The organism is Pseudoalteromonas sp. SG43-6 (assembly GCF_014164365.1).
In the GTDB taxonomy this organism is placed as follows: Bacteria; Pseudomonadota; Gammaproteobacteria; order Enterobacterales; family Alteromonadaceae; genus Pseudoalteromonas; species Pseudoalteromonas rhizosphaerae.
Map to the genome: position 1 here is coordinate 43,673 of NZ_JACJEZ010000008.1, position 15,393 is coordinate 59,065.

General features: G+C 40.2%; 12 protein-coding genes. 6 read left to right on the forward strand and 6 right to left on the reverse strand.

Annotation, left to right across the window (positions count from 1 at the left end):
• Positions 1–17: 17 nt before the first annotated feature.
• Positions 18–2,243, reverse strand: coding sequence for a CapA family protein (locus H5201_RS05135; RefSeq protein ID WP_220493209.1), 2,226 nt, complete (start codon positions 2,241–2,243; stop codon positions 18–20).
• A 252-nt stretch (positions 2,244–2,495) separates the two neighbouring features.
• Between H5201_RS05135 and tyrR the strand changes: the two genes are divergently transcribed.
• On the forward strand, positions 2,496–4,052 hold the full coding sequence (tyrR, locus tag H5201_RS05140) for a transcriptional regulator TyrR (protein WP_182783867.1): 1,557 nt from the start codon (positions 2,496–2,498) through the stop codon (positions 4,050–4,052).
• 27 nt (positions 4,053–4,079) lie between these two features.
• Here tyrR and H5201_RS05145 read toward each other — a convergent pair whose 3' ends face one another.
• Entirely contained in the window at positions 4,080–4,571 is a 492-nt protein-coding gene (locus H5201_RS05145; RefSeq protein WP_404674458.1) for a hypothetical protein, read from the reverse strand.
• 118 nt (positions 4,572–4,689) lie between these two features.
• On the opposite strand from H5201_RS05145, the gene H5201_RS05150 reads away from it, so the two are divergent.
• Positions 4,690–5,226 carry a thioesterase family protein gene (locus tag H5201_RS05150; protein WP_149980818.1) on the forward strand — a complete coding sequence of 179 codons (537 nt, stop codon included), beginning with the start codon at positions 4,690–4,692 and terminating at the stop codon, positions 5,224–5,226.
• Positions 5,227–5,275: 49 nt separating this feature from the next.
• On the opposite strand, the gene H5201_RS05155 is transcribed toward H5201_RS05150, so the two are convergent.
• Entirely contained in the window at positions 5,276–5,929 is a 654-nt protein-coding gene (locus tag H5201_RS05155) for an OmpW family protein (RefSeq protein WP_149980817.1), read from the reverse strand.
• A gap of 238 nt (positions 5,930–6,167) precedes the next feature.
• Between H5201_RS05155 and H5201_RS05160 the strand changes: the two genes are divergently transcribed.
• The 3 genes from H5201_RS05160 (at position 6,168) to H5201_RS05170 (ending at position 9,954) form a co-directional block, all read left to right on the forward strand.
• Positions 6,168–7,586: an MATE family efflux transporter gene (locus H5201_RS05160; protein WP_182717071.1), complete on the forward strand. Its 1,419-nt coding sequence runs from the start codon at positions 6,168–6,170 to the stop codon at positions 7,584–7,586.
• Positions 7,587–7,867: 281 nt separating this feature from the next.
• The gene (gene dapE, locus H5201_RS05165; protein WP_182717072.1) at positions 7,868–9,055 is read left to right on the forward strand and encodes a succinyl-diaminopimelate desuccinylase; all 1,188 of its coding nucleotides are present in this window, start codon (positions 7,868–7,870) and stop codon (positions 9,053–9,055) included.
• Between the two features lie 227 nt (positions 9,056–9,282).
• Complete coding sequence (locus H5201_RS05170; RefSeq protein ID WP_182717073.1) at positions 9,283–9,954, forward strand: hypothetical protein; 672 nt, start codon at positions 9,283–9,285, stop codon at positions 9,952–9,954.
• 123 nt (positions 9,955–10,077) lie between these two features.
• Here the strand turns inward: H5201_RS05170 and H5201_RS05175 are convergent, their stop codons facing one another.
• From H5201_RS05175 to H5201_RS05185, 3 genes are all read right to left on the reverse strand, one after another.
• Positions 10,078–10,785 carry a response regulator transcription factor gene (locus H5201_RS05175; RefSeq protein ID WP_145237300.1) on the reverse strand — a complete coding sequence of 236 codons (708 nt, stop codon included), beginning with the start codon at positions 10,783–10,785 and terminating at the stop codon, positions 10,078–10,080.
• A 19-nt stretch (positions 10,786–10,804) separates the two neighbouring features.
• Positions 10,805–12,229 carry an ATP-binding protein gene (locus H5201_RS05180; protein ID WP_257325488.1) on the reverse strand — a complete coding sequence of 475 codons (1,425 nt, stop codon included), beginning with the start codon at positions 12,227–12,229 and terminating at the stop codon, positions 10,805–10,807.
• Between the two features lie 352 nt (positions 12,230–12,581).
• Entirely contained in the window at positions 12,582–14,294 is a 1,713-nt protein-coding gene (locus tag H5201_RS05185) for a lysophospholipid acyltransferase family protein (protein WP_182783871.1), read from the reverse strand.
• A gap of 169 nt (positions 14,295–14,463) precedes the next feature.
• Between H5201_RS05185 and H5201_RS05190 the strand changes: the two genes are divergently transcribed.
• Positions 14,464–15,384, forward strand: a complete 921-nt coding sequence (locus H5201_RS05190) for a glyoxylate/hydroxypyruvate reductase A (protein ID WP_182783873.1) — start codon at positions 14,464–14,466, stop codon at positions 15,382–15,384.
• Positions 15,385–15,393 lie beyond the last annotated feature (9 nt).

Here is a 15,393-nt window from a genome sequence, read left to right on the forward strand (position 1 = left end):
CCAAAATAGAATAGAGATTAATTAAAGGTGCTATACGTTAGTTTAAACGTAACAGAAGACGTTGCATTTAAACGTAAAAAGTCAAATCCATGGATTTTATCCGTGCGCCACATCGTATCAGTGAAGTTTACTTTTTGTTGCCATGAAATCATTGCCATATCATCCAACGCCAAGCTTGCTTCGCCACTATTTGGCGCAAAGTGACGCAAGGTAACTTTAATACCGCGCGGTGGTAACTGTTCTGGGCCAAGTGTTAAGTCGTCAGAAGGCAGTGAAAAGTCATAGTTTAAGGCTTGCCAGTCATGGTTACCAGCCGGTTCAATATCGACCAATTGAGTAGAAAATTCAAGGCCATCCTCAGCGGTGGTATAAACTATTTTTGCGTCTAGTTTTCCGGCGTTTTCAGCTTTACTGTAACCAAACAAACTAAACTCCTTGAAGACATCAATTGAGCCATCATCATTAGGTAATTCCATTGCACGAATGGTTTGTCTAAATGGGAGCAGCGATGGCGTGTTATCAAACTGGGTGCGAGCAGAGCATAAGCCTTGCGCGCCTGAACGAGCACCACTTAAGCAAGGCGTTACGCTGTCGCCGGTGTGATCCCAACGAGCAACTTCTAGTTGTTCATCATCGTTATCCCAATCTTCAAAGTCACCGAAAATCATTAAATCGCGCCCTAAAGTGACATCACTTGGCGATCCGTCAATGATTTCAAGTTTAGATAAAAATGCTTTTGTTGATGGAGCAAAGTTGCGTAAATCTAGAATGCTTTGATTTGGGGTAACTGTAACTGTTTCCGTGTGCTGAGAAACAGTCGCTTGATCTGCGGTGAAAAATACATCGGCATAACCATCTCGTGGGATCAAGGTAATGTTATTATCAGAAAACTCAGCCAGACGTCGTAATAAATAATCACTCAAAAAACCATTGGTAAATTTAGGCTGATACCCTTCAACATAAATAGGGTAAGCAAAAGCGCGCTTCGTCATAGGAGATGCATCTTTGTCTACATTTACTAACACCGCAACACCAAGCAGCGTTTCTAAGCGGTCTTGGTCAAACACAAAATTGCCTAAGCCTAAAATGGCAGGTACGCCATTAAAAACTGCAAAGCCTTGGGCAATATGCGGATGATGAGCAACTAATAAATTGGTTTGTTGTTTGGATAAAGAATTAAACCTGCCTTTAATGTAACCGCTGGGTTGATAAGTGTATTCATCACCACCATGCATTTGGGCAATTACATAATCACTATTTTGCACTGCATCATTAAGATAGTTGGAGACTAATTCTGTTTCTGTTAAATCTGCGGCACCGCCTTTTGTGGCATCGGTAACATAGGTAATTGCATGTTCTTTACCTGTAATGGAGGTCGCTGAAAAAAGTCCTAACGTGAGTGTTCCCACATCCATGAACTTTGCTTGGTAAGCACTGGCTATGTTTTTCCCTGCGCCACTGTGAGCAAGGCCAGCGCTATCTACTTCAAGCAAAGTATCATTGAGGCCATCTTCTAAAAAGTCATACACATGATTATTTCCTAGTGCGACGTAATCAATACCAATGGCTTTGATCCCATCTAGCGTCTCAGGTAATGAAAAAAAGCTAAACTCTTTTGTTGGATGTGCTGCTTCAGGACTACTTGTTATCGGTGTCTCTAAGTTTACTGATGAAAAATCAGCAGCTTGAAAAAATGGTGCGACAAAATGTGTTAATGCTTGAGCATTTTCACTGGCTGTTGCTGGACGAATAAGTGCCCCTGCGACATCAGGGATCGCAGCCGTCATAGTTGCCAAAGAGGGATCTAAAAAGCGTCGTGCAAACATAGTATCGCCAGCAAATAGCAGGCTAACCGAGTTACTACTCTTAGCTGTTAGGGTCAGCTGTTGCTGAGCGTTATCAGCAGTAATTTTGACTGTAGCGACAGCAGGGAAGTAACTTTCATCAGCGATCATTAACCGATGGTTACCTGTTGTAATACCTGAGTAATTAATTTGCCCACTGGCATTTGTTTGATACTGCTGTCCTGCAAACTCAACCATGATGCCAGCCACACTATTAGCTTGCTGATCGGTTATTGTGATTACACCATTAAACGTTTTTTTTAAATAATCATCGCGCAGTTGTGCATCGCTCTTTTGGGCTTGTGTTTCGCCTGTATCATAGGGGTCTTCAACCTTACAGCCAGCGATAATTAGGGCTAAGCAGAGAATAGAAAAGAGTTTATATTTTTTAATTTTCAAACAAGCCTCGTTATCACTGTAGTTACATTTTTTAATATGTTTTCATTATACGGATTTTTTGTGGAAATGATATTAGCCAAGTATTTGAATTTTTCTAATATCATTCATACTAAATTATAGTCAGTTGCCATAAAAAGTCTTTGCAATAATGGTTAGTATCATTTGTCCAAAAATCTTTACAATAGACTACCCAGCGATGGGTAGTTAGCGTATTATTTGCGACATAGTAGGTTTTCTCTTTTTGAGGGTGAAATGCGTTTAGATATCCATTGTGCAGACCGCATCGGTATTGCTCAAGAAATACTCAATATTTTAGTCAACTATCGCGTTGATTTAAAAGGTATTGAAGTTGATTCAATTAACTGTCGTATGTATGTGAGTTTTCCACCGATTGAATTTGAGCAGTTTCAAAAAATCATGCCCTCAATTCGATTAATTGATGGTGTGCAGGATGTACGTACCACCGCTTTTTTACCTTCTGAGCGTGAGCATAATGAGCTCAACACATTGTTGCGTGCGCTACCAGATGGTGTGATCTCAATTGATGCCAAAGGTTGGGTAAGGCTTTGCAACGATGCTGCATGTAAAGACTTCCAGTTAACTGAAAAAGAAGTTATTGGTTCAAATATTAATAATCTATTGAAAGGCTTTAACTTTACCCGTTGGTTAGAAGGCAAAGAAGTACTGGGACAAACAACCCGGGTTGAGGTGGCTGGTGAAGATTTTATCGCGGATATCTTGCCAATCGCAGTACCACAAGGCAACGAAGGTGATGTATTAGCTGGTGCGGTGATCAACATCAAATCACAAAGCCGTTTAGGTCAGCAGGTAAGTGCGTTTCGTCGTTATGGTCAAGAAAGCTTTGCAACTATTCACAACTTTAGCACTGCGATGCGTCGTGTGGTTCGTGAAGCGCGTAAAATGGCGCAACTTGAAGCTCCGATACTTATTACTGGTGAAACCGGTACCGGCAAAGAGTTACTGGCACGCGCTTGTCACTATGCATCTAATCGTTCTGTAAAACCTTTTATCGCTTTATCGTGCGCTTCACTGCCTGATGATGTTGCTGAGTCTGAATTATTTGGTTATGCCGGTTATGAAGAAAATGCAGCGCCAAAACGCGGCGTGTTAGAGCAAGCGGATGGTGGCACGGTATTTTTAGATGAAGTGGGTGAAATGTCTACCCAACTTCAAACTAAGTTACTGCGCTTTTTACAAGATGGTACATTTCGCAAAGTTGGCGATGAGAACGAAGTAAAAGTAAATGTACGCATTATCGCCGCCACGCAAAAAGATTTACCCGCGATGGTACAAGAGGGTACGTTTAGAGAAGATTTATATTATCGGATCAATGTACTGACTTTAGAAATTGCTCCACTACGTGATCGTAAAGCTGATGTAGGGCCACTTGCAGAACATTTTATTCAAAAATATGCGCAGCAAAATGGTCATGCAATTCCGGAACTATCTGCAGAATGTTTGTCGTTTTTACAAGATTATCCTTGGCCGGGCAATGTCCGCCAATTAGAAAATGCGATATACCGTGCGGTCTCGTTATTAGATGATAACGAGCTGCGTGTTGAGCATTTACAATTACCTACATTTACCCATGATTTAGGGTACTTGGAGTCTGATTTTGAGGGCTCGCTCGATCAAGCTGTAAAGCGTTTTGAGGCTACATTATTACGTAAGTTGTACCCTGCTTACCCAAGTTCGAGACAGTTGGCTAAGCGTTTAGGGTTAAGTCATACCGCAGTTGCAAATAAGCTACGTGATTACGGCATTAATCGTAAAACGGTAAAAGTGTAAACTGACTCAAATCAACAGTGTTGGGTACTATTGCTTAGTACCCATATCTTTGGTTACACCGTCAATAGCGACAGTATCGATACCCTCAGCGGTGAACTTAATTAAGATACTGATGTTATTACGGGCAAAAAAGTAATCTTTGTTATCTAAACTGATAACATAATCCCCTTTTACCGCGCCTTTATATTGACGTTTTTCAAGTTTGATTGTGTGTTCGCCAATTTCCCAGCTGAATCCTTCAATAAAGCCATTATTAAATTCTTGCACCCACACTTGTTGCTCGTCTTTTGCTAAAGTAATAGCAATGGAATAGGATTCAGGTAATTGCATATCATAGCTTTTTTTACCTATAGTAAACTTGCTATTTTGTTGCTGCCAAGCAAACCCAAATTGAAACGGCTTTTCAACCCCAGTTGGATAACGTACGTTTCCTTCGCCTGGATAGTTAAAGTCGGCCATCGCGCTGGTACTCATCAATGCTAATACCACACTTAAATAAGAAACTGATTTTTTCATCATTTTTCTACTATTATTTATAATCAGAGAATTTCAGAGAATTTCAGAGTAGAGCAGAATATTCTCCAATGCAATACGCTATGCTACACTCACAAAATTGTTAACTGGTAAGACCTTTATTGTGAACTTATATTTTCGTCTTTTATTATTATTTTTTAAAATCAAACGTAACCGTGATTATCAATCATTGTTAGACACTGTGGATATAGATTACAAAGCGCTGCCAAGTGATTGTGATATTAATTTACATCTTACTAACTCTCGTTATTTAGCAATGATGGATTTAGCTCGCACTTGGATGACTGAGCGAGTTGGCTTGCTTGAAACGATTATGAAAAAACGTTGGTTTCCTATCGTTAACGCCACGGCCATTACTTATATTCGTGATATTAAGCCAATGCAACGCTATACCATTAGCACGCGCTTAGTGGGTTGGGATCATAAGTATTTTTATATTGAGCAAAAATTTCATTCCGAGCGTGGCTTGCATGCGATCGCCTATGTAAGAGGTGTGTTTAAGCGCAAGCGAGGTGTCGTCAGTGTAGAAGAAATGCTAGAGGCGGTAAACTTCGACGGTGTTGTGCCTATATTACCAGCGGAAATTATGCACTGGAAAGAAATGTTAGAGCAGAAAAAAATAACAAATCTTCCCAGCTGATTTTACACACGCACAGATAAAAAGGCCATCAGGCCTTTTTAGAGTATGTTTAAAAAGCGTATTTAACCCCTAACATGGCAACTACAGGGTCAATTTTTACTGTTGAAGTGAGGGCTTGCTTGCCACCGGCATACACAGTTGCATCGGTTTCAATATCCATGATTGATACCATTGCGTGTACGCCCCAGTTTTGATCTAGCATGTAATTGAAGCCTGCTTGGGCTACAAAACCAAATGAATTATCAAGCTTGACTTCAACGTTATCGGTACCCAGTACTGTTTTTAGTGCAGCTGAAGGTTGCTCATCAAAAAACACTGTGTAGTTAATACCCACACCAACGAACGGACGAAATGCTGAAGTGCTTTCTAAAAAGTGATACTGAGCGATTAGTGACGGCGGTAATTGCTTAATATCTGCTATTTTATTGCCAGCTAAACCACCTGCGCCATTAACTTCATGAGAAAAGGGTGTTGCAGCAACCAATTCTAGAACCCACTGATCGTTAAATGCATAGTCAACTGTAATACCTAGTTGTGTATCCGAGCTACCTTTTAAGCCTAAACTTGGATCTTCATTGATCGCTGAGCTGCTATTGTCAGGGTTAACATTAATAGCACCGACATTAACGCTTAAGTTTGCACTCGCGAAAGGAGACGCGATTAAAAGTGAGGTGAGTAACGCTGCGCTAAGTTGTTTTTTCATGCTGTTCTCCGAGAACTACTTTTTTGAATTGACGCTATTATCAGCCAAAAAAAAAATATAAAACTGTTCTAGATCAAGCTTTATAACAGGGTATAAAACGGCGCAGCGTTTGTTTGATTTAGATTAAGGTTTACTTAATTGACGTTTAAAATCGATTGACAGTGCACTCTTTTTTATTGCTATTCATCAATAGGTCAGGAAAATAAGTTATAATTGCTGCTTAAAGCAAGGGTATACAATGAACGAAACCAACCATCTTTTTCTGTCTGGCTCTATTAGCAAAGCACTGTTAAAACTTGCAGTTCCTATTATTCTTATCAACATTTTACAATCTGCCTATCAATTAACCGATGCGTTTTGGGTTGGTCGCTTAGGGGCGGCACAAGTTGCAGCGGTGTCAGTAAGTATGCCGGTGACTTTTTTAGTGATTGCGATTGGCTCTGGACTTGCGATGGCGGGGGCAATTTTGTCAGCGCAATATATGGGGGCTGGCCAACAAGATAAAGTAAACCATGTGGCCGCGCAAACAGTGTTAATGGTGACTGTGACAGCCATTTTTTTAGGAGTTATCGGTTATTTGCTATCGCCTTACTTTTTACATTTACTGGGTGTTGAAGATGCCGTTTATAACGATGCTTTAAAATTTATGCATGTGTCATTTGTGGGGGTGGTATTTGTATTTATTTATGCCATGTTTCAAGCCTTAATGCGGGGTATTGGCCAAACCAAGGTGCCATTGATCATTGTTTCCGTAACCGTGTTGCTAAACTTTGTACTCGATCCATTATTTATTTTTGGTTATGGCAGCTTTACAGGTCTTGGGGTGATGGGGGCAGCGCTGGCTACATTGGTGACACAAAGTTTGGCAGCCATTGCTGGCATTGTTATTTTTATGCGTGGTCGCCATGGTATTAAGCTAAAATTATCAAGTTTCATTCCTGATTACAGTTATATCAAACAAGCGTTTTATTTAGGTGCACCAGGCTCTGTAGAGTTGTCAGCGCGTGCATTTGGTTTGATTATCATGTCTTTTTTAGTGGCTAGTTTTGGCACTCAAACCATTGCTTCTTATGGTGTTGGTTCAAATATATTACAGATGGTGATGATCCCGGCTATGGGACTCTCGATGGCTGTGTCGACCTTGGTCGGACAAAACATGGGCGCAGGTAACCCGCAACGAGCAGAGCAAATTACTAAGTTGGCGGTACTTTGGGGATTATGTGGTTTGTCTTTTATTGGGGCGATTGCATTTATATTTGCACCTTACTTAGTGGCATTTTTTATCCCCGATGATCAAGGTGTGATAGCCAAAGGCGCACAGTTTATTCGTGTTATGTGCTTAACTTGGGGCGGAATAGGCGTGCAATTATGTGTGGTGGCTGCATTTAGAGCATCAGGGAACATGCTTAATGCGATGTTGTTGGCGCTGTTTTCTCAATGCGTAGTACAGTTTCCGGTGGCGTATATTTTGTCAAAACACACACATCTGGGCGATCACGGCATTTGGTACTCGTTTGCTGTCACCAATGTGATCGTCGCATCGCTATCGTATTTGTGGTTTTGTCGTGGTCGTTGGCAACAAACAAAATTGACCAAAGATGATAAAGATATCGCTAAAGTTAGCCAAGAAGCATTCATCGAAGAAGGTGCACACTAATACCAATCGACTTAAATATTTAACCATTCTAGCGCGCTAAATAAAGCGCTAACTGCGTTAGTAATTTTTCATTTAAGACTGCATGGATGCAAGAGGTAGAGCAATGCAGGAGCAATTGCCGAGAACAACTACATGTCAAAATCTCTGCCTTGTTATCACTGTATTTTTCTGTCGCTATAAATGGTCAGTAACTTAAAACGATTAGTATAATCCGTGTTTCATAAAGCGGTCATAAATTCAGGTTGTAATGAATACACTCTCTCTTAATAAGGGTGTTAATTATGACTTTAGCTATCCAATCTCACACCACGAATGATGCAATCCACACTGATACTGTGGTCAGTTACCTTCAAAAGCTGATCCAATTTAAATCTGTTACACCACAGCAAGCCGGGGCAATAGACTGGTTAGCAAAGCAGTTAACAGACTTTGGCTTTAACTGTGAACAGTTTACCTTTAATAATGTTACTAACTTAATAGCTAAAGTAAGCTTTGGTGATGGGCCACGCTATGCTTTTTCGGGGCATATTGATGTGGTCCCCGCATCTGGAGGGGCGTGGCGAGCAGAACCATTTTCAGGTGATATTATTGATGGCGCGATTTATGGCCGAGGCGCTGCTGATATGAAAGGGGGCGTTGCCGCCATGTTATGTGCCAGTCGTGCATTACTAGCTAACGTAGCTGCAAAAAAAGGTACTTTTTACTGGTTGATCACCTCTGATGAAGAAGGGGAGGCGGAATATGGTTCACTACTGATTGCCGAGCGTTTAGCGCAACAGGGCATCCAACTTGACGGCTGCATTGTCGGCGAGCCAACCAGTCATTTGCATGTTGGTGATACAATCAAAAATGGCCGTCGAGGTGCACTCTCTGCGCGGTTAGTGATCAACGGCAAAGCAGGGCATGTTGCTTATCCAGAAAACACCATCAATGCAGCTCATCTTAGTGCAGAAGTAATCAAGCGCTTGACTAGCATAACTTGGCAGCGTGACGAGCCAAGTTCACATACGAGCTTGCAAATAACCGGGATTAATATTGCAAATGTGGTCGATAATATGGTGCCAGCACGATGTGAAATGACATTTAATATTCGTTATAGCCATGGTTATAAAAGCAGTGATATAAAAAATGAGATTCAATTCGCGTTAGACGATTTACAAGCTTTGCTGAGTGTGGAATGGGAGCGTCCGTGTGAGCCTTTTTATACGAGTCATCAAACGCGTCGCTGTTTATTGACTCAAGTTGAACAAGCTATTTTTAATGTGACAGGCAGTTATCCTTTATTAAGTACCAGTGGCGGAACTTCTGATGGGCGGTTTTTTGCCAATGACTACACCCAAGTGATTGAATGCGGGGTACGAAATAATACCATCCACCAAGTTAACGAGCATGTGCCTATTAATGACTTACTAAAAATTGAGAAAATATATACACAGCTTTTAGAGCAGGTATTTAGCCGTATCAGCTGACTATAACGCAAGGCCATCATTAAACTGTTCATTATAAACAGACAATTTCTGACAATGTCCGACAAGCGCTGAGAGATGTCTCGTAAAGGATATGCTAACATTTTTTCAGTAAATTTCGCTATTCGAAATAAAATACTTAGTAATTGATTAATAAAAAATTATTAAAGTAATAACAGCGTTTAGTGCGGTTTTTAGCGTTGATAAAATTAAACATTATGGAGATTGTTATGAGCACCAGTAATAAAGGATTTAGTATTGCACTGTTGTTTGGTGTGGCAGCTGCTTTAAGTGGATGTGGTGAAAGCACGGATGAATTAGATGATAAATTAACCCATCAAGCAAATATGTCTTTCATAAATTCATTGGATTATATGGCTGACTTTCATGTCAAAAAAAGGAGTATTAGCACCGGCTACAGTGGTTTATTCGATAGTGATAACATCGCTGCGGGCGATGTAGAGGCCAATGCTGTGGGTAGTCGCTATAACTACAGTTATAAAGTAATCAATAACATGATTAACTTGGGAGTTAAAGATAGTATCAATGCGAATAAAGAGGAACGCATAAATACAACTTTGAGTAATAACGACGATTTATGGGTAATTGCTTGGCAATCTTCAGGTAAGCGGGCTTTGTCTGTCATTGATAAAAAACAAAACAATACTGCAGATGTATTTAATGTGCGTTTATTTGCCAACGGCGAGTATGATGTGTCAATTGATGATAAAAAAGTATTAACTACAAAAAAGGGCAGTGTCACAGCGTTCTTAGCGGTGAGTAATTGTGCTAATGGCCTAAAAGTTGCCAATCAGGCTATCGATTTATGTGCGGGTAATTTTGGCGCTTCATATTTATTAGTTGTCGATAGTAATGGTAAACGAGTAATGGCTGAAGAATAACTTTAGATTAAAACTCCTCTGGTTAGTGTGAAATAGTTGCTGAGATAGATGTATTATCCACAGTTCAAGTCTCTCAAAGGCGCTACTCCCATGTTGGAGATATAGCGCCATATCCACCTAGAACTACCACGCACTAACTACAAATAAGTAGCCTTTGGAACGGATAGTCTTAATTTTTATTGGGTTACGCGCATTATCACCGAGCTTCTTGCGTAACTGGCTAATATGATTATCAACACCACGTTCAATTCCATCATAGTGATAACCTTTTATTTTTTCAACAATGTCACTACGTGACAGAATAACTCCTGCATTTTTAGCAAGCAGTAGCAGTACGTCATATTCGCCGTCTGTGAGCTGGATATGTTGCGTTGCTAAAGAGACAGTTCGGTTGTGCGTATTAATGATTAATTGCCCAAACGTTATAGACTCTTTCGTTTGTGGCTTTATGGCGAGTGGATCTGTGGGATGTCCACGTCTTAAAAAAGCTTTAATTTTTGCCAGTAGTAAGCGAGGTTTCACCGGCTTTAATAAATAATCGTCGGCACCAATTTCAAGCCCTACAACCTGATCAATTTCTTCTTCTCGTGCAGTAAACATCAAAATATAGCCGCTGTATGACTGCCTTACTTCGCGGCATACCGTTAAGCCATCCTTGTTCGGTAACATAACGTCAAGCAGCACCAGAGCTGGCTGCCACTGAAGAATACGGGAGACCGCATGCTCGCCATTTGATTCTATTTCAACCTGATAGCCTTCAATCGTTAAATACTCTTGAATTGACTCAGCAAGCGGTAAATCATCTTCTACCACTAAAATCTTTGTTTTCATTTCTTGTTCTCTATGTGGATTATCGATGTGTGCGTTTGGCTGGCCAATTTAGTATGAAACATGCACCACCTAAGCTGGATGGCTCAACACTCGCGGTTCCTTCATGCCAGCCTAAAATTTGTTTAACGATTGCAAGGCCTAGTCCGGTTCCACCGACTTGCAAATTACGACTTTGATCTTCTCGATAGAATGGTTCAAATACCTTCTCAGCACAGGGTAAAGGAATACCATCACCGTTATCAGCAACACAAATCAGCCAGCCTTTTGCGGTTTGTTCATAGCTTACTTGAATATGGTTTCTTCCATACGCTATGGCATTGCGCATTAAATTACTTAATGCACGGCTCATATAAAACTTATCAATCATTGCATGGCAAGCGCCTTGTTCAAGTAAAACAATCTCAGTATCAGGGTTGGCTTCTTGCCAACAGATTAACTCTTGTTTTATCCAATGATTAAGTTCAACGGTTGCAAATGTAAGAGTGGGTATTTCGCGCTCAAATCGAGCATGTGTAAGCATTTCTGACACTAATGAATTTAGTTCATTCAAAGATAATTCAATCCGCTCTAGTTGCCCTAGTTGATAGTCATTGGTTGTACTATTTCTAAGTAATTCAACATTGAATTCAATGCGTGCGATGGGAGTTCGCAATTCATGTGATACAGCATTGATCAGAGTTTTATGAGAAGAGATAAGGCGTTGTATTTTTTCGGCCATGGTATTAAACGTTTTGGACAAGTGGTTTAGATGGCTAAAACGAATTAGCTTAGCGCGAGCATCAAATTTACCTTGTCCAAGTAATATCGCCACTTTATTGAGCGATAACATAGAGCGCCAGCCAGGAATTAACCATATTATAATTGGTATAAGCAGAAAAAAGCCGAATATAAAATAAAAGATACTTAACATGTACACCACTTTGCCCTTTAGTTGAGGGCTAAAAGGGCCAAGTACAATTACTTTATCGCTATTTTTGATGCGCTGTACGGCAATGTCGGCGGGATAGCCAATAAAATCAGAATCCGCAGTTGATATGGTCACAATAGCTCCTGTTTTTAATTGGGCTATTTGTTGCTCTGTGTAAGTTAACTCACTCAATGTCATCAGTGCAACGGGATATGTAAAATCATCACTGAGCGAATCAATTATCGACGGCCAGCTCTGCTGTGGGTGTTGCATCAGCATATTATTCAGTAGGTAAAAAGAGCCCATCATCCAACGTTGCGCTTCGTTGATCAGATGCTTAGGAACCGTATTGGGTTTTACAATTACTAATAGCTGTTCGTCATCTATTTTTCGATATGCTAAATCTGTTTGCGGATCACCCCAAATTTTATCCTCTGCGAGCCAAGATTGTTGCTCACTTGAAAAATCACTTTGTTGATAGTCTTGTAAAGTAAGTTCAAAGCCAAAATTAGCTTGTATGTTTTGTAAGTAGGCCATTCTCTGGTGTTTAGGTATGGATTGTAATTGTTGTGCAAGAAGATCCGTAGAGCCTGATGTTAAAAACTCTAAAGCCCATTTTTCAGTAGGGTACCTGACGTTACTTTCAAAATGAGGTATCACCAATAATTGAATGCTAACTACCGAAAAAATAATGATAAAAGCTAAAAATAGCAGGGACCTTTTCATAGCTGTTCTGTCAACAATTTGTGTACAACCACTTTATCATATCTGCACATAAAAACTACTTTTGATAGCATACTGCGAGCGCAAATTCACGTTACGGATCAAAAGTAGGTTTAGTAAATAAGCTAGATGGCTGGTCGCTGTTATTTTATACACCTTTGCGTTCTTAGTTCTTTCCTAAATATCTTTTTGCTTTGCCTGCTTTTACTTTTTCAAGATCAACAAGCACTAAGCCATCAATACAATTATTGAAATCAGGATCAACACTAAAACTTAAAAACTGTACGCCGCCAGGCTCACATAGTTCGGTGTATTGTTTAAATAAAGTGGGTACTTGGGCACCCATGTTTGCGAGCACATGTTTGAGCTCAACAAAGTCTTCTTTGACATCATCACCGCTAAATAGATTTGCGCACTGTATGAGTTGCTGCTCTGTGAGTTTGAACTCATTATTAGGTGTAGCTATAACCTGCTTAGCGCCGTAATAATGCTGATAATAATGAACTAACATGGCTTTGGCTGGTTCTGGCAACGCGTTAGAGACACTGACTGCGCCATAGAGGTAGCGATACTGAGGATAATTTTTCACAAACGCGCCAATCCCATACCATAAATAATCAAGACTTTTACGACCCCAGTATTTAGGTTGTACAAAGCTGCGACCCAGTTCAATACCTGCAGCAAAGTAAGGAGTCATTGCATCACTGTAAGAAAATAAGCTATCAGTATATAAACCTTTGCGGCCGTGTTTATCAATAATAGCTTGAGCACAAGCAAGTCGGTATGCGCCAACCAATTCAAGTTGTGAGCCGTCCCATAAAACCAAGTGCTGATAATCCATATCGTACTTATCAATATCACGACGCTTACCACTGCCTTCACCAACAGTGCGAAACGAAATCTCTCGTAACCGGCCAAGCTCTCTGAAAATCGCTGAGCTGCCTTGATATTGATAAAGGTATATCTGCATGCCGTCTTGAGTTGTGCCTAATAGCTCACATTGTTCGATGGCTTTTTTTAGTTCCTTGCGGCATTCTGAGGAAGCGATGGGTGCTTGTGTTTTAAGCGGTAAGGTTTTCTTTGAGGTAAGTGCATAAAGCTGCTTACGGATCAGATTGACTACTTCTTTGTCTTTGAGGTTTTCAATTAAATAAGACTCTGGGGGTATCGATGCGCCTATTTCAAACTCTAATGATTTTTGTCGTTGTTTAAACATTTCTTTAACCAGTAATAAACTCGCTAAAGGCTTGTAAATCATCGATGTGCCATAAAAAAGTGGGCTATTTTTGGCTTTAATAAAAATCGGTAAAATCGGCGCATTGGCTTTTTTTGCGATCCGTAAAAAACCACTATTCCACTTGCAATCTTTAATTCCGGTAGGGCTTAAACGCGACACTTCACCTGCTGGGAAAATGAGAATGGCCCCAGCTTCTTTAAGGTGCTGGTGGATATTATTGAGTTCTTGCTTTTTACTGTCACCCGATAAATTATCGACCGGCAGTAATAATGAGTGCATTGGCGTAACTGACATTAACATGCGATTGGCAACGACCTTTAAATCCTTACGAACACTTGATAATACTTTAATTAATGCCAGTGCATCTAAAGAGCCAATAGGGTGGTTAGCAACAATAACTAACTTACCTTCGCTAGGAATATTCTCAATCTGCTTTGGCTTGTAGCGAGTATCAAAATCTAATTCATCCAATACTTGCTCAACAAACTCAATGCCTTGTAAGTGCGGGTAGGCATCACCAAATGCAACAAATTCTTGTTCGTGAAGTAAATAGCCTAACCCTTTTTTAACTAAACTTTTTACTTTAGGTGAGTTTTCTAATTGTGGTAGATTTGCTGCGATTACTTTATCAACACTGATCATAATTACCTCGTTTGCATATGGTGATCAATATATCGCCAGAGTAAAAGCTTGCTATGACAATTAGGTTGCAGTTGTGTGACTTTTTAAAGAGCCGAGCAGTAATTCGATTAGATTAAATGTTTTAACAAAGGTTATACTCTTTGCAAATCAACAACTCTATAGGCATAACATGAGCGTACTCGTTGCGATTAGTGGACGTGATTGCAGTAAAATTATTACTGCGTTAGCGACTAAATTACCAAGTGTAAAAATTTCACAGTGGCCAGACTGTGATAACTTAGAGGATGTTGAATTTGTGCTTGCTTGGCTGGCACCTGCAGATATGTGGGCACAACTACCGAATTTAAAAGTAGTTTCTTCATTTGGCGCAGGGGTCGATAGCATTGATTTAAACTTACTCCCTGACAATGTCATTGTGACACGCATCGTTGATGAAAATTTAGCTCATGATATGGCAGAGTATGTGCTTACCCATATTTTAGCGCATAAGTTAAGGCTTAAAGACTATGTGATTAAGCAACAACAACGACAATGGCTGCCAAAACGCGCTTATAGTCATAATCATGTTGTGATTTTAGGTTTTGGTGAGTTAGGACAAAGCTGCGCTAAACGTTTACTGGCTAATAATTTTACCGTAAGTGTATTTTCACAAAGCCCTAAAAATATACCCGAAGTAAATTGCATTCATCAAGTAAGTGAGTTACCGAGTTTGTTAGCACAGGCTGATTATCTCGTGTGTTTATTACCACTAACCACGCAAACGATGGGTTTTATTAATCGCAACTTATTAATGCAGCTACCAAGTCATGCCGTGCTCATCAATGTAGCGCGAGGCCAGCACGTCGTTGCAGACGATTTACTTTGGGCATTAGATAATCAAATTATAAGAGGAGCAACATTGGATGTTTTTGCACAAGAGCCATTAGCTGCAGAGCATCCTTTTTGGCATCATTCAGCGGTTACAATGACTCCCCATTGCGCGGCATTGTCTGATCTGGAAACTGTAACGCAGCAGATTGCTAATAATGTACAACGTATGAAAACAGGCCTTAAATTAAATAATCAGGTTGATAGAACAAAAGGTTATTAAAAGTTCAGC